Origin of the sequence: Saccharopolyspora mangrovi (genome assembly GCF_035320975.1) — a bacterium.
GTDB lineage: Bacteria > Actinomycetota > Actinomycetes > Mycobacteriales > Pseudonocardiaceae > Saccharopolyspora > Saccharopolyspora mangrovi.
In genome coordinates, this window is the sequence record NZ_JAWLNX010000005.1 from 1 (window position 1) to 22,063 (window position 22,063).

At 70.4% G+C, this 22,063-nt stretch carries 20 protein-coding genes; 6 read left to right on the forward strand and 14 right to left on the reverse strand.

Annotated features, from left to right (window positions below):
• Positions 1–267 precede the first annotated feature (267 nt).
• The 5 genes from R4I43_RS08645 (at position 268) to R4I43_RS08665 (ending at position 6,459) form a co-directional block, all read left to right on the forward strand.
• Entirely contained in the window at positions 268–1,893 is a 1,626-nt protein-coding gene (locus R4I43_RS08645) for a glucose-6-phosphate isomerase (RefSeq protein ID WP_324265036.1), read from the forward strand.
• Entirely contained in the window at positions 1,890–3,425 is a 1,536-nt protein-coding gene (gene zwf, locus R4I43_RS08650; protein ID WP_324265037.1) for a glucose-6-phosphate dehydrogenase, read from the forward strand. Before R4I43_RS08645 ends, zwf begins: the two co-directional genes overlap by 4 nt.
• The gene (gene opcA, locus R4I43_RS08655) at positions 3,422–4,387 is read left to right on the forward strand and encodes a glucose-6-phosphate dehydrogenase assembly protein OpcA (protein WP_324265038.1); all 966 of its coding nucleotides are present in this window, start codon (positions 3,422–3,424) and stop codon (positions 4,385–4,387) included. Before zwf ends, opcA begins: the two co-directional genes overlap by 4 nt.
• Positions 4,384–5,133 (forward strand): 6-phosphogluconolactonase, encoded by a 750-nt coding sequence (gene pgl, locus R4I43_RS08660; protein ID WP_324265039.1) that lies wholly within the window; start codon positions 4,384–4,386, stop codon positions 5,131–5,133. The genes opcA and pgl overlap by 4 nt, the downstream gene beginning before the upstream one ends.
• A 141-nt stretch (positions 5,134–5,274) precedes the next feature.
• On the forward strand, positions 5,275–6,459 hold the full coding sequence (locus R4I43_RS08665) for a glycoside hydrolase family 10 protein (protein ID WP_324265040.1): 1,185 nt from the start codon (positions 5,275–5,277) through the stop codon (positions 6,457–6,459).
• A 131-nt stretch (positions 6,460–6,590) separates the two neighbouring features.
• On the opposite strand, the gene R4I43_RS08670 is transcribed toward R4I43_RS08665, so the two are convergent.
• From R4I43_RS08670 to uvrC, 14 genes are all read right to left on the reverse strand, one after another.
• Positions 6,591–7,241, reverse strand: coding sequence for a GntR family transcriptional regulator (locus tag R4I43_RS08670; RefSeq protein ID WP_324265041.1), 651 nt, complete (start codon positions 7,239–7,241; stop codon positions 6,591–6,593).
• A gap of 20 nt (positions 7,242–7,261) precedes the next feature.
• The gene (gene tcuA, locus R4I43_RS08675; protein ID WP_324265042.1) at positions 7,262–8,716 is read right to left on the reverse strand and encodes an FAD-dependent tricarballylate dehydrogenase TcuA; all 1,455 of its coding nucleotides are present in this window, start codon (positions 8,714–8,716) and stop codon (positions 7,262–7,264) included.
• 42 nt (positions 8,717–8,758) lie between these two features.
• Positions 8,759–9,424 carry a potassium channel family protein gene (locus tag R4I43_RS08680; RefSeq protein WP_324265043.1) on the reverse strand — a complete coding sequence of 222 codons (666 nt, stop codon included), beginning with the start codon at positions 9,422–9,424 and terminating at the stop codon, positions 8,759–8,761.
• Entirely contained in the window at positions 9,417–10,769 is a 1,353-nt protein-coding gene (locus tag R4I43_RS08685; RefSeq protein ID WP_324265329.1) for a TrkH family potassium uptake protein, read from the reverse strand. The genes R4I43_RS08680 and R4I43_RS08685 overlap by 8 nt, the downstream gene beginning before the upstream one ends.
• Before the next feature lie 35 nt (positions 10,770–10,804).
• Positions 10,805–11,278 carry a ribonuclease E activity regulator RraA gene (rraA, locus tag R4I43_RS08690; RefSeq protein ID WP_324265044.1) on the reverse strand — a complete coding sequence of 158 codons (474 nt, stop codon included), beginning with the start codon at positions 11,276–11,278 and terminating at the stop codon, positions 10,805–10,807.
• Between the two features lie 348 nt (positions 11,279–11,626).
• Positions 11,627–11,971, reverse strand: coding sequence for an RNA polymerase-binding protein RbpA (locus R4I43_RS08695; protein ID WP_324265045.1), 345 nt, complete (start codon positions 11,969–11,971; stop codon positions 11,627–11,629).
• Positions 11,972–12,027: 56 nt separating this feature from the next.
• On the reverse strand, positions 12,028–12,261 hold the full coding sequence (gene secG, locus R4I43_RS08700; protein ID WP_010310736.1) for a preprotein translocase subunit SecG: 234 nt from the start codon (positions 12,259–12,261) through the stop codon (positions 12,028–12,030).
• A gap of 213 nt (positions 12,262–12,474) precedes the next feature.
• Positions 12,475–13,260, reverse strand: a complete 786-nt coding sequence (tpiA, locus tag R4I43_RS08705; RefSeq protein WP_324265046.1) for a triose-phosphate isomerase — start codon at positions 13,258–13,260, stop codon at positions 12,475–12,477.
• Entirely contained in the window at positions 13,260–14,462 is a 1,203-nt protein-coding gene (locus R4I43_RS08710; protein WP_324265047.1) for a phosphoglycerate kinase, read from the reverse strand. The genes tpiA and R4I43_RS08710 overlap by 1 nt, the downstream gene beginning before the upstream one ends.
• Positions 14,463–14,715: 253 nt before the next feature.
• The gene (gene gap, locus R4I43_RS08715) at positions 14,716–15,726 is read right to left on the reverse strand and encodes a type I glyceraldehyde-3-phosphate dehydrogenase (RefSeq protein WP_324265048.1); all 1,011 of its coding nucleotides are present in this window, start codon (positions 15,724–15,726) and stop codon (positions 14,716–14,718) included.
• Positions 15,727–16,057: 331 nt separating this feature from the next.
• Positions 16,058–17,044 (reverse strand): DNA-binding protein WhiA, encoded by a 987-nt coding sequence (gene whiA / locus R4I43_RS08720; protein ID WP_324265049.1) that lies wholly within the window; start codon positions 17,042–17,044, stop codon positions 16,058–16,060.
• A complete protein-coding gene (locus R4I43_RS08725; RefSeq protein WP_324265050.1) occupies positions 17,035–18,012 on the reverse strand; it encodes a gluconeogenesis factor YvcK family protein in 978 nt (325 codons plus the stop codon). The genes whiA and R4I43_RS08725 overlap by 10 nt, the downstream gene beginning before the upstream one ends.
• Entirely contained in the window at positions 18,009–18,887 is an 879-nt protein-coding gene (gene rapZ, locus R4I43_RS08730) for an RNase adapter RapZ (protein ID WP_281453716.1), read from the reverse strand. The genes R4I43_RS08725 and rapZ overlap by 4 nt, the downstream gene beginning before the upstream one ends.
• Positions 18,880–20,844 (reverse strand): excinuclease ABC subunit UvrC, encoded by a 1,965-nt coding sequence (uvrC, locus tag R4I43_RS08735; RefSeq protein ID WP_324265051.1) that lies wholly within the window; start codon positions 20,842–20,844, stop codon positions 18,880–18,882. The genes rapZ and uvrC overlap by 8 nt, the downstream gene beginning before the upstream one ends.
• Positions 20,845–20,965: 121 nt before the next feature.
• Here uvrC and R4I43_RS08740 point away from each other — a divergent pair, with 121 nt between their 5' ends.
• Positions 20,966–21,934 (forward strand): MBL fold metallo-hydrolase, encoded by a 969-nt coding sequence (locus R4I43_RS08740; RefSeq protein ID WP_324265052.1) that lies wholly within the window; start codon positions 20,966–20,968, stop codon positions 21,932–21,934.
• Positions 21,935–22,063 lie beyond the last annotated feature (129 nt).

The following is a 22,063-nucleotide window of genomic DNA, read 5'->3' on the forward strand; positions in this document are numbered from 1 at the left end:
GAGTCCCAGCAGGTCTTCGACGACCTCGCCGCCGCGGGCATCGACCTCGACGACGTGTTCAAGGCGCTGGAGACCGAGGGCGTCGACAAGTTCGAGAAGTCCTGGACCGAACTCCTCGACACCGTCGCCGCTCAGCTCGAGCAGGCCAAGTAAGTAACGCCACGTGCGTTGAGCCGGTCCGGGCCGGTGCGGCGTCATGTCGCACCGGCCCGGATCGGCGAGAATCACCTACGAACTGAAAACTCTTTCGAGCCCTGAAGGATCTTCATGGCAACCGATGTTTCTGTCGAAATCGCCGACACGGCGCTGGCGGCCGAGGCTCGCCCACTGGTCGACCGGCTGACCGCCGATGCGGTTGCCGGCAAGCTCGCCGCCCAGGACGCCACGCTGTGGGGCGCCGACGCCGAGCCCGAGGCCTCCATCCGCCTGTCCTGGACGACGCTGGCCGAGAGCTCCCGGCCGCTGCTGGCCGAGATCGACGCGCTGCGCGCCGAGCTGCACGCCGACGGGCTGGACCGCGTGGTGCTGGCAGGCATGGGCGGTTCCTCGCTGGCGCCCGAGGTGATCACCGGTACCGCCGGTGTCCCGCTGACCGTGCTCGACACCACCGACCCGGGTCAGGTGGCCGACGCGCTGGCCGGTGACCTGGAGCGGACCGTGCTGGTCGTCTCCTCCAAGTCGGGCACCACCGTCGAGACCGACTCCCACCGCCGGATCTTCGAAAAGGCCTTTGAGCAAAACGGAATCGATCCTGTGACCCGCATCATCGTGGTCACCGATCCCGGTTCCCCGATGGAGACCGCGGCCCGCGAGGCCGGTTACCGCAAGGTCTTCACCGCCGACCCGAACGTGGGCGGCCGCTACTCGGCGCTGACCGCGTTCGGTCTCGTCCCGGCCGGTCTGGCGGGCGCCGACATCGCCGGTCTGCTCGACGACGCCGCGACCGCGTTCAAGACCCTCAAGCAGGACTCGGCCGTGAACCCGGCGCTGCAGCTGGCCGCCGCCATCGGTGCGGCGCACGCCAAGGGCGCCGAGAAGCTGGTCTTCGCCGACAGCGGATCCGGCATCGCCGGGTTCGGCGACTGGGTGGAGCAGCTCATCGCCGAGTCCACCGGCAAGAACGGCACCGGCGTGCTGCCGGTCGTCGTGGAGAACGCCGAGGCGCCGGGCTTCGCCGACGCCGGTTCGGACGCCACGACCGTGGCCATCGGACCGGGCATCGACGCCGCCCGGATCAGCACCAGCGGCCCGCTCGGCGGGCAGCTGCTGCTGTGGGAGTTCGCCACCGCGATCGCCGGTCGGCTGCTGGGCATCAACCCGTTCGACCAGCCCGACGTGGAGGCCGCGAAGAAGGCCGCCCGCGCGCTGCTGGACGGGCCCTCCGGTGGCCCGGTGGTGACCCCGGCGACCGTCGACGGTTCCGTCGAGGTGCACACCTCCGGCGAGTGGGCCTCGGCGGGCGTGGGCAACGTGACCGAGGTGCTGCGCGCGTTCCTGGCCACCGCGCCGACCGGCGGCTACCTGGCGATCCAGGCCTACCTGGACCGCCTCGACGACGCCTCGGCCGCGGTGCTGCGCATCGAACTGGCGCGACGGACCGGGCTGCAGACCACCTTCGGCTGGGGTCCGCGGTTCCTGCACTCCACCGGGCAGTACCACAAGGGCGGCCACCAGAACGGCGTCTTCCTGCAGATCACCGGCGACGCCGAGGCCGACCTGGAGGTGCCGGAGCGGCCGTACACGCTGGCGGGCCTGCAGCGCGCCCAGGCGCTGGGTGACGGCCAGGTGCTGGCCGACCACGGCCGTCCGGTGCTGCGACTGCACCTGACCGACCGCGCGGCCGGGCTCGTCGAGCTGGTCAAGGCCGTGCAGAACCTCGGGGGACAGGCGTGACCACGAGCAGTGAATGGACCAACCCGCTGCGAGATGCCCGGGACAAGAGACTCCCGCGGATCGCCGGGCCGTGCGGCCTGACGATCTTCGGCGTCACCGGTGACCTCTCCCGCAAGAAGCTGATGCCGGCGATCTACGACCTGGCCAACCGCGGCCTGCTGCCGCCGGGCTTCGCGCTGACCGGGTTCGCCCGCCGCGACTGGGCCGACCAGGACTTCATGCAGGTCGTCTACGAGGCGGTCAAGGAGAACGCGCGGACCCCGTTCCACCAGACGGTCTGGGACCGGCTGGCGGAGGGCATCCGGTTCGTGCCGGGTTCCTTCGACGACGACGCGGCGTTCGACAAGCTCGCCGAGACCGTCAAGGAGCTCGACGCCGACCGGGGCACCGGCGGCAACCACGCCTTCTACCTGTCGGTGCCGCCGTCGGCGTTCCCGACGGTGCTCAAGCAGCTGTCCCGGTCCGGGTTGACCGACCCGACCGACGAGAGCTGGCGCCGGGTGGTCATCGAGAAGCCGTTCGGCCACGACTCGGACAGCGCCAAGGAGCTCAACCGGATCGTCAACGACGTCTTCCCCGAGGAGTCGGTGTTCCGCATCGACCACTACCTCGGCAAGGAGACGGTGCAGAACATCCTGGCGCTGCGCTTCGCCAACCAGCTGTTCGAGCCGATCTGGAACGCGCACTACGTCGACCACGTGCAGATCACGATGGCCGAGGACATCGGCCTGGGCGGTCGCGCGGGCTACTACGACGGCATCGGCGCGGCCCGGGACGTCATCCAGAACCACCTGCTGCAGCTGATGGCGCTGACGGCGATGGAGGAGCCGGTCTCCTTCTCGCCGGACGACCTGCGCGCGGAGAAGATCAAGGTGCTCTCGGCGACCAAGCCGGTGGGTCCCTTCGACCACACCACCGCGCGCGGCCAGTACACCGGTGGCTGGCAGGGCGGTTCGCTGGTTCCGGGTCTGCACGAGGAGGGCGGTTTCGCGTCCGACTCGATCACCGAGACCTACGCGGCGATCACCCTCGAGGTGGAGAGCCGCCGCTGGGCGGGCGTGCCGTTCTACCTGCGCTCGGGCAAGCGGCTGGGCCGCCGGGTCACCGAGATCGCCGTGGTGTTCAAGCGCGCGCCGCACCTGCCGTTCGACTCCACCATGACCGAGGAGCTGGGGCAGAACGCCCTGGTCATCCGGGTGCAGCCGGACGAGGGCGTGACGATGCGCTTCGGCGCGAAGGTTCCGGGCACCTCGATGGAGGTCCGGGACGTCACGATGGACTTCGGGTACGGCCACGCCTTCACCGAGTCCTCGCCGGAGGCCTACGAGCGGCTGATCCTGGACGTGCTGCTGGGTGAGCCCTCGCTGTTCCCGGTGAACGAAGAAGTCGAACTGTCCTGGAACATCCTGGACCCGGTGCTGGAGCACTGGGAATCGCGCGGCAAGCCCGAGCCGTACAAGGCCGGCACCTGGGGTCCGTCCTCGGCGGACGAGATGCTGGCCCGCACCGGACGCGTCTGGAGGCGACCGTGATCATCGACCTGCCGTCGACAACCACCTCGCAGGTCAACAAGAAGCTGGTGGAGCTGCGCGAGTCCGGTGGCGCCGTGGCGCTCGGCCGGGTGCTGACGCTGGTGATCGCCACCGGCGACGGCACCGAGGTGGAGAAGGCGATCCAGGCCGCCAACGAGGCGAGCCGCGAGCACCCGTGCCGCGTGATCGTGGTGGCCAGCGGTGCCCGCCAAGCCGCTCCCCGGCTGGACGCGCAGATCCGCGTGGGCGGTGACGCCGGTGCCTCCGAGGTCATCGTGCTGCGCCTGTACGGCCCGCTGGCCGACGAGGGCGCGGGGTCGGTCGTGCCGCTGCTGCTGCCGGACGCCCCGGTGGTGACCTGGTGGCCGACCGACGCGCCGGAGGCCCCGGCGAAGGACCCGCTGGGCGCGCTGTCGCACCGCCGCATCACCGACGCGGCGGCCGAGGCGAACCCGATCGAGTCGCTGCAGAAGCGGATCAAGTCCTACGTGGACGGTGACACCGACCTGGCCTGGACGCGCCTGACGTCCTGGCGGGCGATGCTGTCGGCCGCGATGGACCTGCCGCCGCACGAGCGGGTCACCGCCGCCACCGTCACCGGCGCGGCCGACTCGCCGTCGACGGACCTGCTGGCGGGCTGGCTGTCGGCGTACCTGGACATCCCGGTGCGTCGGCTGGAGAGCTCGCGGCCGGGTTCGGGCATCTACTCGGCGGTGCTGGAGCGCCCCTCCGGCAACGTCGAGATCGTCCGCCCGGACGGCAAGGTCGGCACGCTGACCCAGCCGGGGCAGCCGGACCGGCGGATCTCGCTGCAGCGCCGCGAGGTCCAGGACTGCCTGAGCGAGGAGCTGCGCCGCCTCGACCCGGACGAGATCTACGAGGTCACCCTCGGCGGTCTCCAGGGCATCGTGCGCGGCGAGGACTCCGCCGATGAGGACAACTCCGAAGAGGAGGAGCAGTGAGCCGTCCCGAGGCGCTGGTCCACTCCGGCGGTGACGTGCTCGCCGCCGCGGTGGCGGCCCGGCTGATCACCGCGATCACCGACGCGCAGGCCGCTCGCGGCTCGGCGTCGGTGGTGCTCACGGGTGGCCGCACCGGCATCGGCGTGCTGGAGCAGGTCCGCCGCTCCCCCGCGCTGGACGCGGTGAACTGGTCCGCGGTGGACGTCTTCTGGGGCGACGAGCGGTTCCTGCCCGCAGGCGACGGCGAGCGCAACGAGACCCAAGCCCGGCAGGCGCTGCTGGACCACGTCGACGTCGACCCGTCCCGGGTGCACCCGATGGCGCCCTCCGACGGCGAGTTCGGCTCCGACGCGGACGCCGCAGCGGCGCACTACGCCGAGCTGCTCGCCGGGCTGGCGCCCGAGGGCGCGTCGGTGCCGTCGTTCGACGTGCTGATGCTGGGCGTCGGCGAGGAGGGGCACACCGCCTCGCTGTTCCCGAACACCCCGTACGTGCGGGAGGAATCCCGGACCGTGGTGGGCGTGCACGACTGCCCGAAGCCGCCGCCGACCCGGATCTCGCTCACGCTGCCCGCGATCGGCGCTGCGCGCGAGGTCTGGCTGATGACCACCGGCAAGGCCAAGGCCGAACCGGTGGCGGCGGCCCTGGGCGGCGCGAAGCCGGTCGACATCCCCGCCGCGGGAGCCGTCGGCCGCGACCGCACGCTCTGGCTCCTCGACGCCGACGCGGCGGCCGAGCTGAGCTGAGAACCGGCAAGAACGTGAACGCGCCTCCTTCTTCCTGAAGGGGGCGCGTTTTCGTTCGCACTGATCGGTGATGGTCAGTGCGGCGGGGCGGGTTCGGCAATACGCTGTGGCGCGGTCGATGATCGCGGCGAAGGGGATCCGATGCGGAAGCTCAGTTTGCTCGGCACGGCACTGGGTTTGGCGGCGGTCCTGGTGGGACTGCTGGGCACGGCCGGGGTCGCCGCGCCGTCGAGCACGCAGATGCGCGGCGTGTGGATCGCCAGCGTCGCCAACACCGACTGGCCGAGCCGCCAGGGGCTGTCGGCGGAGCAGCAGAAGGCCGAGTACCGGGAGATGCTGGACCAGGCCGTGGCGAACCGGATGAACGCGGTGTTCGTGCAGGTCCGGCCCACTGCTGACGCGTTCTGGCCGTCGGCGCTGGAACCGTGGTCGCACTGGCTGACCGGGCAGCAGGGCCGCGATCCCGGCTACGACCCGATGCGGTTCCTGATCGACGAGGCCCACCAGCGCGGTCTGGAGTTCCACGCCTGGTTCAACCCGTACCGGGTGAGCATGACCGACGACCCGAACTCGCTGGTCCCCACGCACCCCGCCCGGCTCCACCCGGAGTGGACGTTCTCCTACGGCGGCAAGCTGTACTACGACCCGGGCGTGCCGCAGGCCCGCGAGTTCGTCAGCGCCGCGATCATGGACGCGGTGTCGCGCTACGACGTCGACGGCGTGCACCTCGACGACTACTTCTACCCCTACCCCGTCGCGGGCCAGCCGCTCCCGGACGAGCGGACCTTCGCCGCGCACGGCAAGGGGTTCGACAACATCGACGACTGGCGCCGGGACAACGTCGACGAGCTGGTGTCGGGGTTGGACGAGCGGGTGCACGCGGCCCGGCCGGACGCCGAGTTCGGCGTCAGCCCGTTCGGCATCTGGCGCAACGCCAGCAGCGATCCGGCGGGGTCGAACACCAAGGGCATGGAGTCGTACTCGTCGATCTTCGCCGACACCCGTCGCTGGGTCCGGGAGGGCTGGGTCGACTACATCGCGCCCCAGGTGTACTGGCAGTTCGGGCACCCGTCGGCCGACTACGCCGCCGTCGTGCCGTGGTGGTCGAAGACGGTCGCGGGCACCGGCGTGGACCTCTACATCGGCCAGGCCGCCTACAAGGTCGGCCAACCGAACTGGACCGACCCGGCCGAACTCACCCACCACCTCGCGTTCAACGCGGGCCAACCCCACGTCAAGGGCGACCTCTACTTCAGCGCCAAGTCCCTGACCACGGTCGCCCGCGAAGCGATGGCCCAGGTCGTCCAAAACCACTACACCCGCTGAAACCCGGACCACCGCAGCAATCACAACCCGGATTACCGGAGTAATCGGGGTACGGATTACGGCGGTAATCGGGGGACGGATTACGGCGGTAATCCGGGGACGGATTACGGCGGTATTCCGGGGAGTGCTGGTCAGGCGTCTCGGTAGAGCTGGAGGCGGAGGTCTCTGGCCCTGGTCATGTGGGTTCTGGCGAGACCGCCCGCTCGGTCCGGGTCCCGGGATTCGATGGCCTGGATGAGGTCGTGGTGCTCGGCGAGGGCTTCGGCCCAGCGGCCGGGGATCTCCAGGGTGGTGGCCGGGTAGCGGGTGAGGTGGTTGTTGAGCCTGGTCAGCAGGTCGACGACCGTGCCGTTGTGGCTCGCGGCCCAGATCGCCTCGTGGACCGCGCGGTTGGCGGCCGCCATCGCCGCCGAGTCCTCGGGTGAGACGGCGTCCATGACGGACTGGGCCTTGTGGATGCGGATGAGGTCGAAGTCCCCGTGCCGGGTCGCGGCGGCCGACGCGGCGGTGGCTTCGAGGGCGATGCGGACCTCGTAGATCTCCAGGATCTCCTCGGGGCTGCGGGTGCGGACCCGCATGCCGCGGTCACCGCGTTCGACCAGGCCGTCCTGCTCCAGCCTGCGCAGGGCTTCGCGGATGGGCGTGCGGCTGGTGCCGTACCGCTCGGCGAGGGAGATCTCCACCAGGTTGGCGCCGGCGTCGAAGGTGCCGTCCACGATCTCGCCGCGCAGCCGCTCGTACACCTCGGACAGGGCCGCCATCTCCTTCGTCGCTCGATCCACCTGGCAGAACGCCAGGATACTCAGGCGGTCGCGGCACCGGCCCCGGCGAGCCTGCCGAACACCGCACCCGAGGTCAGCCCGCTGCCGCCCGGGTAGTTCCCGGAGAACAGCCCGCCGACCATCTCACCGCAGGCGAACAGGCCCGCGATCGGCGCGCCGGAGGTGTCGAGCACTCGGGCCGCGGCGTCGACGTGCAGACCGCCGAAGGTGAAGGTGATGCCGCAGCCCACCGCGAACCCGTAGTAGGGCGGGGTGTCCAGCGCGAGGGCCCAGTTGGACTTGGGCGGTTCGACGCGCGCGGCCCGCCCGTCCTTGACGGCCGGGTCGAACTCGGCGTCCACGATGGACTCGTTGAACTCCCGCACGGTGCGGTCGAGCCGTTGGGCGTCGATTCCCAGCGCTGCGGCGAGTTCCAGCAGCGTGTCGGCCCGGGCGGCGGCGATCGGGTGCGAGTCGTACTCCTCGGAGCGCAGCAGCGGGCGGGTTTTCGCGTCGAAGAGCTGGAAGGCCCGGCCGTCGGGCTGGCGCAGGATCTCCCGTCCGTACTTGGCGTAGGTGTAGTTGCGGAAGTCCGCGCCCTCGTCGACGAACCGCTCCCCCGCCCGGTTGACCACGATGCCGATGGGATAGCTCTGCCGGGTCAGCTGGTTGGTCAGCTCCCGGTCGCCGCCGTCGGGGTCGGCGTCGGCGTCCCACGCGGTGCTGTGGCAGGTGGTCCAGTCGCCGTGCGGCGCCGCGCCTGCGGCCAGCGCCAGGTCGAGGACGTCGCCGGTGTTGGTGGGCGTGCCGCGCACGTGCGCCCGGGCCCACTCGGGGCCGAGGTTGCGGGCGCGGCGCTCCGCCGAAGCCTCGAAACCGCCTGCCGCCAGCACGATCGCACCGGCCGAGACCCGGTGCTCGACGCCGTCGGCCCGGTAGGTGACGCCGCGGTCGTCGAGGTGCAGGGCGGTCACCTCGGCGCCGTAGCGGATCTCGACGCCTTCTCGCAGCGCGGCGGCGGTGTGCTCGGCGATCAGCCCCTTGCCGCCGCCGACGGTGCCGACGTGCAGGCCGCCGGAGAACACCCACTTGCCGCCGGAGAGGTAGGCCTGCCGCTCGTACATCAACCGCCAGGTCAGGCCCTTGCTCGCGAGCCACCGCACGGTGTCGGTGGATCGGGAGACGAGCACGTCGGTGAGCACCGGGTCGCAGCGGCCGCCGGTCACCCGGTCCATGTCGGCGCGGAAGGCGGCGGCCGGGTAGGCGGGAACCACCGAGTCGGGGTGGCGCTCGTCGGGTTCGAGCAGGTCGGCGATCTCGTCGAGGTCGTCGAAGGTGAACCGGAACGCCCCGGCCGTGTAGTAGGAGTTGCCGCCTGCGGCGTCCTCGGGCGCCTTCTCCAGCAGCAGCACCCGGGCTCCGTTCTCGGCGGCCGAGTGCGCCGCCGAGAACCCGGCGTTGCCGCCACCGACCACCACGACGTCGAAGTCCACCACCACAAACCTCCTGCACACGACTGTATGCAGAAGCATACTGAATCAGGTGCGGTCTGCGAAGGCCTCCACCTGGGCGGTCGTCCCGGCGACGACGAGCGTGTCCCCCCGGCCGACCTCGGTGTCGGCGGTGGCGTAGGTGAAGTCCTCGCCGGGCCGCTTGATGCCGACGACCGTCACGCCGTACTTGGAGCGCAGCTTGAGCTCGCCGAGCGTGCGGCCGACGGCTTCGGCGGGCGCGTGGGTCTTGACCAGCGCGTAGTGCTCGGCGAGCTCGATGTAGTCCAGCATCCGGCCGTTGACCAGGTGCGCGACCCGCTCCCCCATCTCGTGCTCGGGCAGCACCACGTGGTGCGCGCCGACCCGTTCGAGGATGCGGCCGTGCTGCCGGCTGGTGGCCTTGGCCCAGATGTGCGGGATGCCGAAGTCGGACAGCAGCGAGGTGGTGAGGATGCTGGCCTCGAGGTCGGTGCCGATGGCGACCACGGCCCGCTTGAACTGGTGCACGCCGAGCTGCCGCAGGCTCTCGGGGTCGGTGCTGTCGGCGACGGCGGTGTGGGTGAGCTCGTCGGCGTGGCGCTGCACCTCGTTCGGCCGCGAGTCCAGCGCCAGCACCTCCGAGCCGCGGCGCACGAGTTCGGCGGCCAGCGAGCTGCCGAACCGGCCGAGGCCGATGACCACGATCTGGTTGGTGTCGTCGTTCCTAGCCAACGATGGGTCGCTCCTCCGGTAGTTCGTAGCGGCGGACGCGTTCGCGGAGCGCGAGCGCGGACGCCAGGGTGATCGGGCCGAGCCTGCCGATGAACATCAGCAGCACCAGCAGCACCTGCCCGAAGGCCGGCAGCTGGGCGGTGATCCCGGTGGACAGGCCGACGGTGGCGAACGCCGAGACGGCCTCGAACAGCACCTGGTCGAGCCCGAACGGGCTGATGGCCAGCAGGACCAGCACGGTGAGCATCACGGACGCGACGCCGAGCAGCACGATCGTCAGCGCTTGCCGCTGCACGGCCGCCGGCAGCTGCCTGCCCATCACGTGCACGGTGGGCTCACCGCGGATCTCGGCGAGGATCACGAACGCCAGCAGCGCGAAGGTGGTGACCTTGATGCCTCCGGCGGTTCCGGCGCTGCCGCCGCCGATGAACATCAGGATGTCCTGCAGCAGCAGGGTACCGGGGTGGAAGGCGGCGACGTCGAGGCTGTTGAACCCGGCGGTGCGCGGCATGACGCCGCTGGAGAACCCGGCGAGCAGCTTGCCGGGCCAGGACATCGGGCCGAGGGTGCCGGGGTTGGTCCACTCGGCGGCGGTGATCCCGGCCGCGCCCACGACCAGCAGCAACGCGGTCGCCAGCAGCGTGACCTTGGCGTGCATGGTCCAGCGGCGGGATTCGCGGAGGTGGCGGAAGATCTCCACCCACACCGGGAAGCCGAGCCCTCCGGCGATCACGGCGAGGCAGATCGGCAGGATGAACCACGGGTCGGTGGCGAAGGAGACCAGGTTGTCGCTGCGCAGCGCGAACCCGGCGTTGTTGAACGCCGAGATCGCGTGGAAGAGGCCCTCGTAGATCGCCCGGCCGAGCCCCTGCTGGTAGCCGGTGATCAGTCGCGCGGTCAACAGCACCGCCACGACCAGCTCGAACAGCAGGCTCAGCGCGATGACGCGGGTGACCGTGCGCCGCACGTCGCCGAGCCCGAGCGCCTTGGTCTCGGCCTGCGCGGTCAGCCGCATCCGCAGCCCGAACCGGCGGAACATCAGCAGGCTCAGCAGCGAGGCGACGGTCATGATCCCGAGGCCGCCGAGCTGGATGAGCACCAGGATGATCACTTCCCCGGCGGTGGAGAAGTGGGTGGGCGTGTCCACCACGATCAGCCCGGTCACGCACACCGCCGAGGTGGCGGTGAACAGTGCCGGGAGCAGCTCGGTGCGCTCACCGCTCTCGGCCGAGAAGGGCATCATCAGCAAAGCGGTGCCGATCGCGATGAGGGCTGCGAAGCCCAGCACGATCGGCACCGACGGACGCCGCGCGACGGCGGCGAACCCGCGCTCAACAGCAGGGATGACGCTCACGCGTGCACCCTACGTCGAGCAGGTGATCAGGGTTCGCTGACCACGACGACCCCGTCGCTGTCGGCGTAGACGTACTCGCCGGGCACGAACTTCACACCGCCGAGCTCGACGACCTCGTCGAGGACGCCTTCGCCGGTCTTGGTGGACTTGCGCGGGTTGGTGCCCAGGGCCTTCACGCCGAACTCCATGCCGCCGATGACCGCGGAGTCGCGGATGGCGCCGTTGACGATGATCCCACTCCACCCGTTGGACCGGCCCAGCTCGGCGATGATGTCGCCGACCAGCGCGGTGTGGATCGAGCCGGAACCGTCGATGACCAGCACCGCTCCGTCACCGGGCTCGGACAGGGTCTTCTTCAGCAGCGCGTTGTCCTGGAAGCAGGTGACGGTCCGGATCCGCCCCTCGAAGGCCACCACACCCCCGTAGTCGCGGAACTGCACGTCGCAGCTGCGCACCTCCGGCCCCTCGCGGTCCGCCAGATCAGCAGTAGCCAAGCCCATCAAACCCTCCCGGGAAAAGCAGCAGAACTGCAAAAACCCTACCCGCCAGTAACAACAACAGCCAAGCCCAAACCAACCAACCACCGTCAGGCAACCGGCGAAGCCGGTTTCTCCTTACCCCACCTAAGGCGCTGGCACCGCCGCGGGTTCTCGGACGCCTTCTGGGGAGGACAGCCGCAGCGCCGTGTATTGGACATACACAAGTCGCGGATCCCGGAGCCAGAAGGCGCCTGAGGTTCCGCTTCTGGCACCGCTACGCACAGGGACCACGGAGTAGTTTCACGAAACCCGACAACAGCAAAATCCGGGCCTGGGAAGAAGATCCCAGACCCGGATTCTGATAAAAAATCAACGCCCCTTGCGTTCGCGGAGCTTTGCGAGCGCTTCGTCCAGGATCTTCATCCCGTCCTCATCACTCCGCCGCTCCTTCACGTACGCGAGGTGGCTCTTGTACGGCTCGTTGCGCTTGGCCGAGGGAGGGTTCTGCTCATCCCGCCCTGCGGGCAGTCCGCAGCGCGGGCAGTCCCACTCCTCCGGCACTTCGGCGTCGAGCGCGAACGACGGCCTGCTGTGATGCGCGTTGGCGCACCAGTAGTCGATCCGCTTCCGCGGAGCGGCTTCCCCCCGTTCAGACTCGCCTACCGTGGGGCCCGACCCCACACGAGTGCCGCGAATGGCATTACCGCCAGACATCCATCCTCACCCACCAAGCGGCCCGGGGTTTCTCGACCGTCCGTGCGGCCGGTCGATCAACCGATCTTGATCAACAGGCCGACGCCGATGATGGAGATGACCCACAGCGCCATGACGAACAGCGTCATTCGGTCGAGGTTCTTCTCCGCCACGCTGGAGCCGGCCAGGTTTGACTGCATACCGCCGCCGAACAGCGAGGAGAGCCCGCCCCCCTTGGCCCGGTGCAGCAGGACGAGCAGCACCAGCAGGACACTCGTCACGATCAACATGATCTGCAGGAAAAGAGTCATATCGTCCTCGTTCGCACAGCGGTTCGCAACCTAGAGTACCGGCCCGCCGACCCCCAGTTGACCAGTCCACCCACTTACGCACCGAGGGTCCCACACGACGACCTCGGATTCTTCGGCGGGCGAGAACCGGCCACCGGGATTCTCGAAGCGGAATTCACCCGAAACGACGAGAGGGCACCACCGGCCGGAACCGGCGGTGCCCTCTCGCGTCGGTCACGGCAGCGGGCCGCCCGCGGCCATCGCGGAGAGCTTGGCGAACTCGTCGGCGTTCAGGCTGGCGCCGCCGACCAGCGCGCCGTCGACGTCGGTCTGGCCGACCAGCTCGCCGATGTTGCTGGACTTCACCGAGCCGCCGTAGAGCACGCGGATCTCGTCGGCGATCTCCTTGCCGTACTTGTCCGACAGCGCCTGCCGCAGCGCCCCGCACACCTCCTGGGCGTCGGCGGCGGTGGCCACCTTGCCGGTGCCGATGGCCCACACGGGCTCGTAGGCGATGACGGTGCCGCGGACCTGCTCGGCCTTGAGGCCCTTGAGGCCGTTGATCAGCTGCGTGGTGCAGTGCTCGACGTGCCCGCCGGCTTCGCGGACGTCGAGGGCCTCGCCGACGCACAGGATGGGCGTCATCTCGTTCTTGAGGACCTGCCGGACCTTCTTGTTGACCAGCTCGTCGGTCTCGGCGTGGTACTCGCGGCGCTCGGAGTGGCCGACCACGACGTAGCTGCAGCCGAGCTTGGCCAGCATCGGGCCCGAGACCTCACCGGTGTAGGCACCGGACTCGTGCTCGGAGACGTCCTGCGCGCCGTACTTGATCAGCAGCTTGTCGCCGTCGATCAGGGTCTGGACGCTGCGGATGTCGGTGAACGGCGGGATGACCGCCACCTCGACCTTGGCGAAGTACTTCTCCGGCAGCGCGAAGGCGAGCTTCTGCACCAGGGCGATGGCCTCGAGGTGGTTGAGGTTCATCTTCCAGTTGCCGGCGATGAGGGGCTGACGAGCCATCAGGCGTCACCTTCCAGGACCTGAACACCCGGGAGCTCCTTGCCCTCCAGGTACTCCAGCGACGCGCCACCGCCGGTGGAGATGTGCGAGAAGCCGTCCTCGGGCAGGCCGAGGGTGCGCACGGCCGCGGCAGAGTCACCGCCGCCGACGACGCTGAAGGCCTCGGAGTCGACGATGGCCTGCGCGATGCCGCGGGTGCCTTCGGCGAAGGCCGGGAACTCGAACACGCCCGCCGGGCCGTTCCAGAACACGGTTCCGGCGCCGCGCAGGACCTCGGCGAACTGCTCGACGCTGCGCGGGCCGATGTCCAGGCCCATCCAGCCGTCGGGGATGGCGTCGGCGTCGACGGTCTGCTTGTCGGCGTCGGCGGCGAAGCGGTCGCCCGCCACGATGTCGACCGGCAGCACGATCTTGTCGGCGGCTTCGGCCAGCAGCGCCTTGGTGTTGTCGATCTGGTCTTCCTGCAGCAGCGAGGAGCCCACGCCGTGGCCCTGGGCGGCCAGGAAGGTGTAGGCCATGCCGCCGCCGATGAGCAGCTTGTCGACCTTGGGCAGCAGGGCCTTGATCACGCCGAGCTTGTCGGAGACCTTGGAGCCGCCGAGCACGACCGCGTAGGGGCGCTTGGCGTCGCCGGTGAGGGTGCGCAGCACCTCGACCTCGGCGAGCACGAGGCCGCCCGCGTAGGCGGGCAGCTTCTTGGCGACGTCGTAGACCGAGGCCTGCTTGCGGTGCACGACGCCGAAGCCGTCGGAGACGAAGGCGGCGCCGTCGCCGACGAGCGCGGCGAGGTCGGCGGCCAGCGACTCGCGCTCGGCGTCGTCCTTGCTGGTCTCGCGCGCGTCGAAGCGCACGTTCTCCAGCAGCGCGACACCGCCGTCGGCCAGCCCGGCGACGGTGGACTTGGCGGAGTCGCCGACGAGGTCGCCGGCCAGCGAGACGTCGGCGTGCAGCAGCTCGCCGAGGCGGCGGGCGACCGGCGCCAGCGAGTACTGCGGGTCGGGCTCGCCCTTCGGGCGGCCGAGGTGCGCGGTCACCACGACCTGCGCGCCGGCCGCGCTGAGCTTGGAGATGGTCGGCAGGGAGGCGCGCACCCGGCCGTCATCGGTGATCTTGTCGCCGTCCAGCGGCACGTTGAGGTCGGCGCGCACCAGGACGCGACGACCGCGCACGCCCTCGGACAGCAGATCGTCGAGGTTCTTCACGCTTCAACTCCTACGTGAGACGGGAAGACCCGCATGAGCCGGGCGGAAGCGCTGCGGCTCATGCGGGTCTCATTGCTCTTTCCACCACTCTCGCAACTTGCACCGCCGCGGGTTCTCAGGCGTTCTCTGGCGAGGACAGCCGTAGCGCCGTGTATTGGACATACATCAGTCTCGGATCCCGGAGCCAGAGGACGCCTGAGGTTCCGCTACCGCACCGCTGCGCAAGCCGAGTCGTGGAATCCAATTCCCTTGCTCAGGCCAGCTTGGAACCGACGAGGGCGGTGAGGTCGGCGAGGCGGTTGGAGTAGCCCCACTCGTTGTCGTACCAGCCGACGATCTTGACCTGGTTGCCGATGACCTTGGTCAGCGGCGCGTCGAAGATCGTCGAGTGCGGGTCGGTGACGATGTCGCTGGAGACGATCGGGTCCTCGTTGTACTTGAGGATGCCCTTGAACCGGCCCTCGGCAGCGGCGGCCTTGAAGGCCTCGTTGACCGACTCGACGGTGGCTTCCTTCTGCACCGTGGCGGTCAGGTCGGTGACCGAACCGGTCGGCACCGGCACGCGCATGGCGTAGCCGTCGAGCTTGCCGTTGAGCTCCGGGATGACCAGGCCGATGGCCTTGGCCGCACCGGTGCTGGTGGGCACCACGTTGACCGCGGCGCCACGGGCGCGGCGCAGGTCCTTGTGCGGGCCGTCCTGCAGGTTCTGGTCCGCGGTGTAGGCGTGCACCGTGGTCATCAGGCCCTGCTCGATGCCGAAGGTGTCGTTGAGGACCTTCACCATCGGGGCCAGGCAGTTGGTGGTGCAGGAGGCGTTGGAGACGATGGTCTGCGTGCCGTCGTACTTCTCGTCGTTGGCGCCCAGCACCACGGTCAGGTCCTCGCCCTTGGCCGGGGCCGAGATGATGACCTTCTTCGCGCCGCCCTCGTCGACGTGCTTGCGGGCGTCGGAGGCGTTGGTGAAGAAGCCGGTGGACTCGACGACGACGTCCACACCCAGGTCGCCCCACGGCAGCTTGCCCGGGTCACGCTCGGCGAGGATCTTGATGAGCTTGCCGCCCACCTCGATGCCCTCACCGGTGACCTTCACCTCCTGGTCGAGACGACCAAGGATGCTGTCGTACTTGAGCAGGTGCGCCATGGTCGCGACGTCGCCCAGGTCGTTGGCGGCCACGATCTCGATGTCGTGATCACTGGCGGTCGCCGCACGCCAGAAGTTCCGCCCGATCCGACCGAAGCCGTTGATACCTACGCGAACGGTCACGCCGATCTCTCCTCGTGACTGACCCGGCCGATGACTTCGGCGGGTGAGTTGATGGTCTCGGGTTCACCCTATCTGCCTCGGCAGACCCCGCACATGGGCGGTCGAGGGCCGTCACGGCGCGTGGGGGTGAGCGGTACCGAGGATACCCGCGAAACCCGACGTCGACGGCATCTTTGCTGTTCAGAGGGCCACGCCGAGACCTGTCGCGAATGCGTCACCGGTGATCGGAATCTCTGCACCGGTTCGGCCGCCCCTGGCCTGCCCAGGAGCGACGAATCCCCCTCGGCGCGTTCGTCAGGAACGCACCCGAGGGGGATTCGCGATCAAGCGATCAGGCTTCCGCTTCGAGCATCTCCGCGGTCACCGCGGATTCGGTGTCCGGGACGCCGAGTTCGCGGGCGCGCTTGTCGGCCATCGCCAGCAGCCGCCTGATGCGTCCGGCGACCGCGTCCTTGGTCATCGGCGGGTCGGCGAGCTGGCCGAGCTCCTCCAGCGACGCCTGGCGGTGGGCCAGGCGCAGCCGTCCCGCGACCGTGAGGTGGTCGGGGGCGTTCGGGCCGAGCAGGTCCAGGGCCCGTTCCACGCGGGCCGCCGAGGCGACCGCCGCGCGGGCCGAGCGGCGCAGGTTCGCGTCGTCGAAGTTGGCCAGCCGGTTGGCGGTGGCGCGCACCTCGCGCCGCATCCGGCGCTCCTCCCAGGACAGCACGCTGGAGTGGGCGCCGAGCCTGGTCAGCAGCGCGCCGATGGCGTCGCCGTCGCGGACCACGACCCGATCGGCACCGCGCACCTCGCGCGACTTGGCCGACACGCCGATCCGCCGCGCGGAGCCGACCAGCGCCAGCGCGGCCTCCGGGCCGGGGCAGGTGACCTCCAGGGAGGACGACCGGCCGGGCTCGGTCAGCGAGCCGTGCGCCAGGAACGCGCCGCGCCAGGCGGCTTCGGAGTCGCAGGAGCCGCCGGAGACCACGTGCGCGGGCAGCCCGCGCACGGGACGGCCGCGCGGGTCGAGCAGCCCGGTCTGCCGGGCCAGCCCTTCACCGTCCTTGACCACGCGCACCACGTAGCGGGTGCCCTTGCGGAGTCCACCTGAGGTGATCACGTGCACGTCGGAGTGGTGGCCGAACAGCTCGTGGATCTCCTTGCGCAGCCTGCGCGCGGTGGACCCGCTGTCCAGTTCGGCCTCGACCACCACCCGGCCGGCGACGATGTGCAATCCGCCGGCGAAGCGCAGCAACGACGACACCTCCGCTCGTCGGCAGCAGGTCTTGCTCACCGACAACCGGCTCAATTCGTCCTTGACCGCCGCGGTCATCGCCACTGGTCCGTCCTCCTCTCCAGTGCGGCCCGCAGGCTCGCCGCGAGCGCCTGCGGGTCGTGCCGTCCCGGCACGGCGGGGGCGGCGATCTTGTCCAGCAAGGTCCACGCACCCAGGTCCGAGGCCGCCGAGCGCAGCCGGTCCGGGGTGGGCACCGAGTCCGCATCGGCCAGCACGGCGTCGATCTTCAGCCGGGGCGCGTGTTGCGAGAGTACGTCGAGGTGTTGTTCGGGCGAGAAGCCCGCCGTCTCACCCGGCTGGGGGATGAGGTTGAGCACCACGAAGCGGCGCGCCGAAGTGGTCACCAGAGCCTCGTGCAGCTCCGGGACCAGCAGGTGTGGCAGTACGCTGGTGAACCAGGAGCCGGGTCCGAGCAGCACCAGATCGGCGTCGGTGACGGCCTCCACGGCCTGAGGGCACGCGGTCGGCTGATCGTCGCCGTTGGCGTGCAATCGCACTTGTTTCACCCGACCGGGCGTACTCGCGAGGGCGACCTGGCCTCGAATGGTGCGCACGGCCTCCGGATCGGAGTCGAGTCCGACGACGTCGCCGATCATGTCCAGCGGCCGCGTCGACATCGGAAGCACTCGTCCCCGCACGCCCAAGAGCTTGCACGCGTGGTCAAGCACCTCGACCGGGTCCCGCAGCACCTCCAGCAGTCCGGCGAGCAGCAGGTTGCCGACGGCGTGCCCGGCCAGCGCGCCCGAACCGCCGAAGCGGTGCTGGAACACCTGCGACCACAGCTGCCCCTGGTCGCCCTCGTCGGCCAGCGCAGCGAGGGCTTTGCGCAGGTCACCGGGCGGCAGCAGGCCGAGCTCGCGGCGCAGCCTGCCCGAGGACCCGCCGTCGTCGGCGACCGTGACCACGGCCGTCACGTCGGGGGTGATCCGGCGCAGCGCCGCCAGCGACGCCTGCAGCCCGTGCCCGCCGCCCAGGGCGACCGCGCGGAGCGGCCGGTCCTCGCCCGTCACTCGCGCCCCAGGTCCCGGTGGACCGTCTTGACCATCATCCCGTCGTCCTCGGCCAGCCTGCGGGCCAGCTCCTCCACCAGCGCCACGCTGCGGTGCTTGCCGCCGGTGCAGCCCAGCGCCAGCGTCAGGTAGCGCTTGCCCTCCCGGTGGTACCCGGCGCCGACCAGCCGCAGCAGCTGCTGGTAGCTCTCCATGAACTCCTCGGCGCCCTCCTGGCCGAGCACGTAGTTGCGGACCTCCTCGTCGAGGCCGTTGAACTCGCGCAGCTCGGGGATCCAGAACGGGTTGGGCAGGAACCGGCAGTCCATCACCAGGTCGGCGTCCATCGGCAGGCCGTACTTGTAGCCGAAGGACAGCACGGTCACCCGGGTGCGGGTGCTGGCCTCGGTGCCGAAGGCGTCCTCGATCTTGGTGCGCAGCTGGTGCACCGACAGGCCGGTGGTGTCCAGCACCAGGTCGGCCTCCGAGCGCAGCCGCGACAGCAGCGAGCGCTCGGCGGCGATGCCGTCGGCCAGCCTGCCGTCGCCCTGCATGGGGTGACCTCGGCGGACCTGCTCGAAGCGGCGGATCAGCACCTCGTCGGTGGCCTCCAGGAACAGCACCTTCGGCTTGTAGCCGCGGGCGTCGAGGTCCTTGATCACCGAGCCGAGGTCTTCGGTGAAGGCCCGGCTGCGCACGTCCATCACGACCGCGACGCGGGTGATCTGGCCGCTGGAGCGGGCACCCAGCTCGACCATCGTGGCGATCAGCTCCGGCGGCAGGTTGTCCACCACGAACCAGCCGAGGTCCTCCAGGCACTTGGCCGCGGTGCTGCGGCCGGCTCCGGACAGGCCGCTGACGACCGCGACCTCGATGCCCGAATGCTCGTCACTCACTTTGTTCCCCTCGTTTTCCGGCTGTCCCTTCGGCCAGCGCCGCGTGCACGGTCTCCGCGGTGCTGCGGCCGATCCCGGGTACCGCCACGATGTCCTCGACCGAGGCCTGGCGAAGTTTCTTCACCGAGCCGAAGTGCTTGAGCAGCGCCGCACGTCGAGTCTCGCCGAGACCCGGGATCGAGTCCAATGTGGAGCTCGTCATCCGCTTGCCGCGCTTGGCCCGGTGGTAGCTGATGGCGAAGCGGTGAGCCTCGTCGCGGACGCGCTGCAGCAGGTACAGCGCCTCGCTGGTGCGCGGCAGGATCACCGGATCGGGGTCGGCGGGCAGCCACACCTCCTCGAGGCGCTTGGCCAGGCCGATCACCGCGACGTCGGTGATGCCCATCTCGGTCAGCGCGTCGGCCGCGGCGTTGGCCTGCGGTCCGCCACCGTCGATGACCAGCAGGTTCGGCGGGTAGGCGAACTTCTTGGGCCTGCCGGTGTCGGGGTCGATCGCACTCGCGACCTCGCCCTCCGGGGCCTCGTCCTTGGCGGTCTCGCTGAGGTAGCGCGCGAAGCGCCGGCGCACGACCTCGTCGATCGAACCCACGTCGCCACCTTCGGCGCCTTCGCGGACCTCGAAGCGGCGGTACTCGGACTTGCGGGGCACGCCGTCCTCGAAGACCACCAGGGAGGCCACCACGTCGCTGCCCTGCACGTGGCTGACGTCGATGCACTCGATGCGCAGCGGCGCGGTGTCCAGCGCGAGCGCCTCCTGCAGCTCCTGCAGCGCCGCCGAGCGGGCGGTGAGATCACCGGCGCGGCGCAGCTTGTACTGCTGGAAGGCCTCCTTGGCGTTGCGCTCGACGGTTTCCATCAGCGCACGCTTATCACCGCGCTGCGGCACGCGCAGGCTGACGCGGCTGCCGCGCAGTTCGCCGAGCCAGCCCGCGATGGTCCCGGAGTCCTCGGGCAGGTCGGGCACCAGGACCTCGCGCGGCACCGGGGTGCCGCCGGCGTCGGCCTGGTCGGCCAGGGCGGCCTGCTCGCCGTAGAACTGGGTGAGGAACTGCGAGGTGAGCTCCGAGGTGCTGGTCTCCTCGGTCTTGTCGATCACCCAGCCCCGCTGGCCGCGCACCCGGCCGCCGCGGATGTGGAAGACCTGCACCGCGGCGGCGAGCTCGTCCTCGGCGAAGGCGACCACGTCGGCGTCGGTGCCGTCGCCGAGCACCACGGCCTGCTTCTCCATCGCGCGGCGCAGCGCTTCGAGGTCGTCGCGCAGCCGGGCGGCGCGCTCGAACTCCAGCTCCGCCGAGGCCGCCTGCATCTGCTTGTCGAGCTTGCGCATCAGCTGGTCGGTCTGACCTGCCAGGAAGTCGCAGAAGTCCTCGACGATGCCCCGGTGCTCCTCGGCGCTGACCCGGCCGACGCACGGCGCCGAGCACTTGCCGATGTAGCCGAGCAGGCACGGGCGGCCGATCTGGGAGTGCCGCTTGAACACCCCGGCCGAGCAGGTGCGCGCGGGGAACACCCGCAGCAGCAGGTCCAGCGTCTCGCGGATCGCCCAGGCGTGGGCGTAGGGGCCGAAGTAGCGGACGCCGCGCTTGCGGGGACCCCGGTAGACGTGCAGCCGCGGGTACTCCTCGTGCAGCGTCACCGCCAGCACCGGGTAGGACTTGTCGTCGCGGTAGCGGACGTTGAACCTGGGGTCGTACTCCTTGATCCAGGAGTACTCCAGCTGCAGCGCCTCGACCTCGGTGCCCACCACGGTCCACTGCACGCCGGTGGCGGTGGTGACCATCTGCCGGGTGCGCGGGTGCAGCCCGGCGAGGTCGGCGAAGTACGAGGACAGCCTGCTGCGCAGGCTCTTCGCCTTGCCGACGTAGATCACGCGCCCGGTGGCGTCGTGGAAGCGGTAGACGCCCGGGGCGTCCGGGATCGTGCCTGGTGCGGGTCGGTAGGTGGACGGGTCGGCCACGCCACCAGCCTACGTGCGAGCCCCGACGGGACTCGTCGGCGGCCGGTCACCACAGCGGGTGCGGATCAGGGCACACTGGGTGGTCCACGATCTTCCACACGCGCCGCCGGGAGGTAGAGCCTTGAGCTACGCCAACACCAGTCCCGACCGAGCCAACCCCGATCGATCCGCCCCCGACCGCGCGACGCTGGCCGAAGTCGGCACCGGCGTGCACGCGTGGGTCCAGCCGGACGGTTCGTGGTGGATCAACAACGCGGGCGCGGTGGTCACCGACGAAGGGATCGTGCTGGTCGACACCTGCGCGACCGCCGAGCGCACCCGGCGCTTCCTGGAGGCGGTCCGCGGGGTGGGCGGGGAAGCGCCGATCCGCTTCGCGGTCAACACCCACCTGCACGGCGACCACACCCACGGCAACGCGCTGCTGCCGGACTCCACCGTCCTCATCGGACACTCCGCGACCCGGGACGGCATCCTCGCCGACACGCTGCTGGACCAGACCCCGCCGATCTGGGAACCCGCGCCGCGGTGGGAGATCACCGAGCACCGCGCCCCGTCGGTGGTGCTGCGCGACTCGCTGACGCTGCACCTGGGCGAGCGGGCGATCGAGCTGCACCACCCCGGGTTCACCGCGCACACGCCCGGCGACGTCGTCGCCTGGGTGCCGGACTCGGCCGTGCTGTTCAGCGGCGACCTGCTGTTCCACGGGGTGACGCCGCTGGTGTTCATGGGATCGGTGGAGGGCGCGCTGAAGTCGCTGGAGTGGCTTGCGGGGTTCCGGCCCACCGCCGTGGTCCCGGGCCACGGGCCGACGCTGCCCGGCTCCGCGCTCCCCCGCGTCCTGGAGGACCACGCCCGCTACTACCGCTTCGTCCTGGACACCGCCCGCAAGGCGCGCATCGACGGGCTCAGCCCGCTGGAGGCCGCGAAGCACTGCGACCTCGGCGAGTTCGCCAACTGGCCGGACGCCGAGCGCATCGTGCTCAACCTCCACCGCGCCTACGCCGAGGCCGACGAGCGCGACATGGAACTCGCCGCCGCCTTCGCCGACACCCTCACCTACCACGGCGGGCCGCTGCAGACCCACGTCTAGGTGTCACCCGGGCAGGGGCCGAACCGTCGAATTTCGCGCGAAGTTCGACCGGCGCGCACAGCGTTCCAACTTCGCGCGAAATTCGAATCCCCCGGTCCGGGCGAGAAAGTGGCGCGAAAAAGGGAGGCG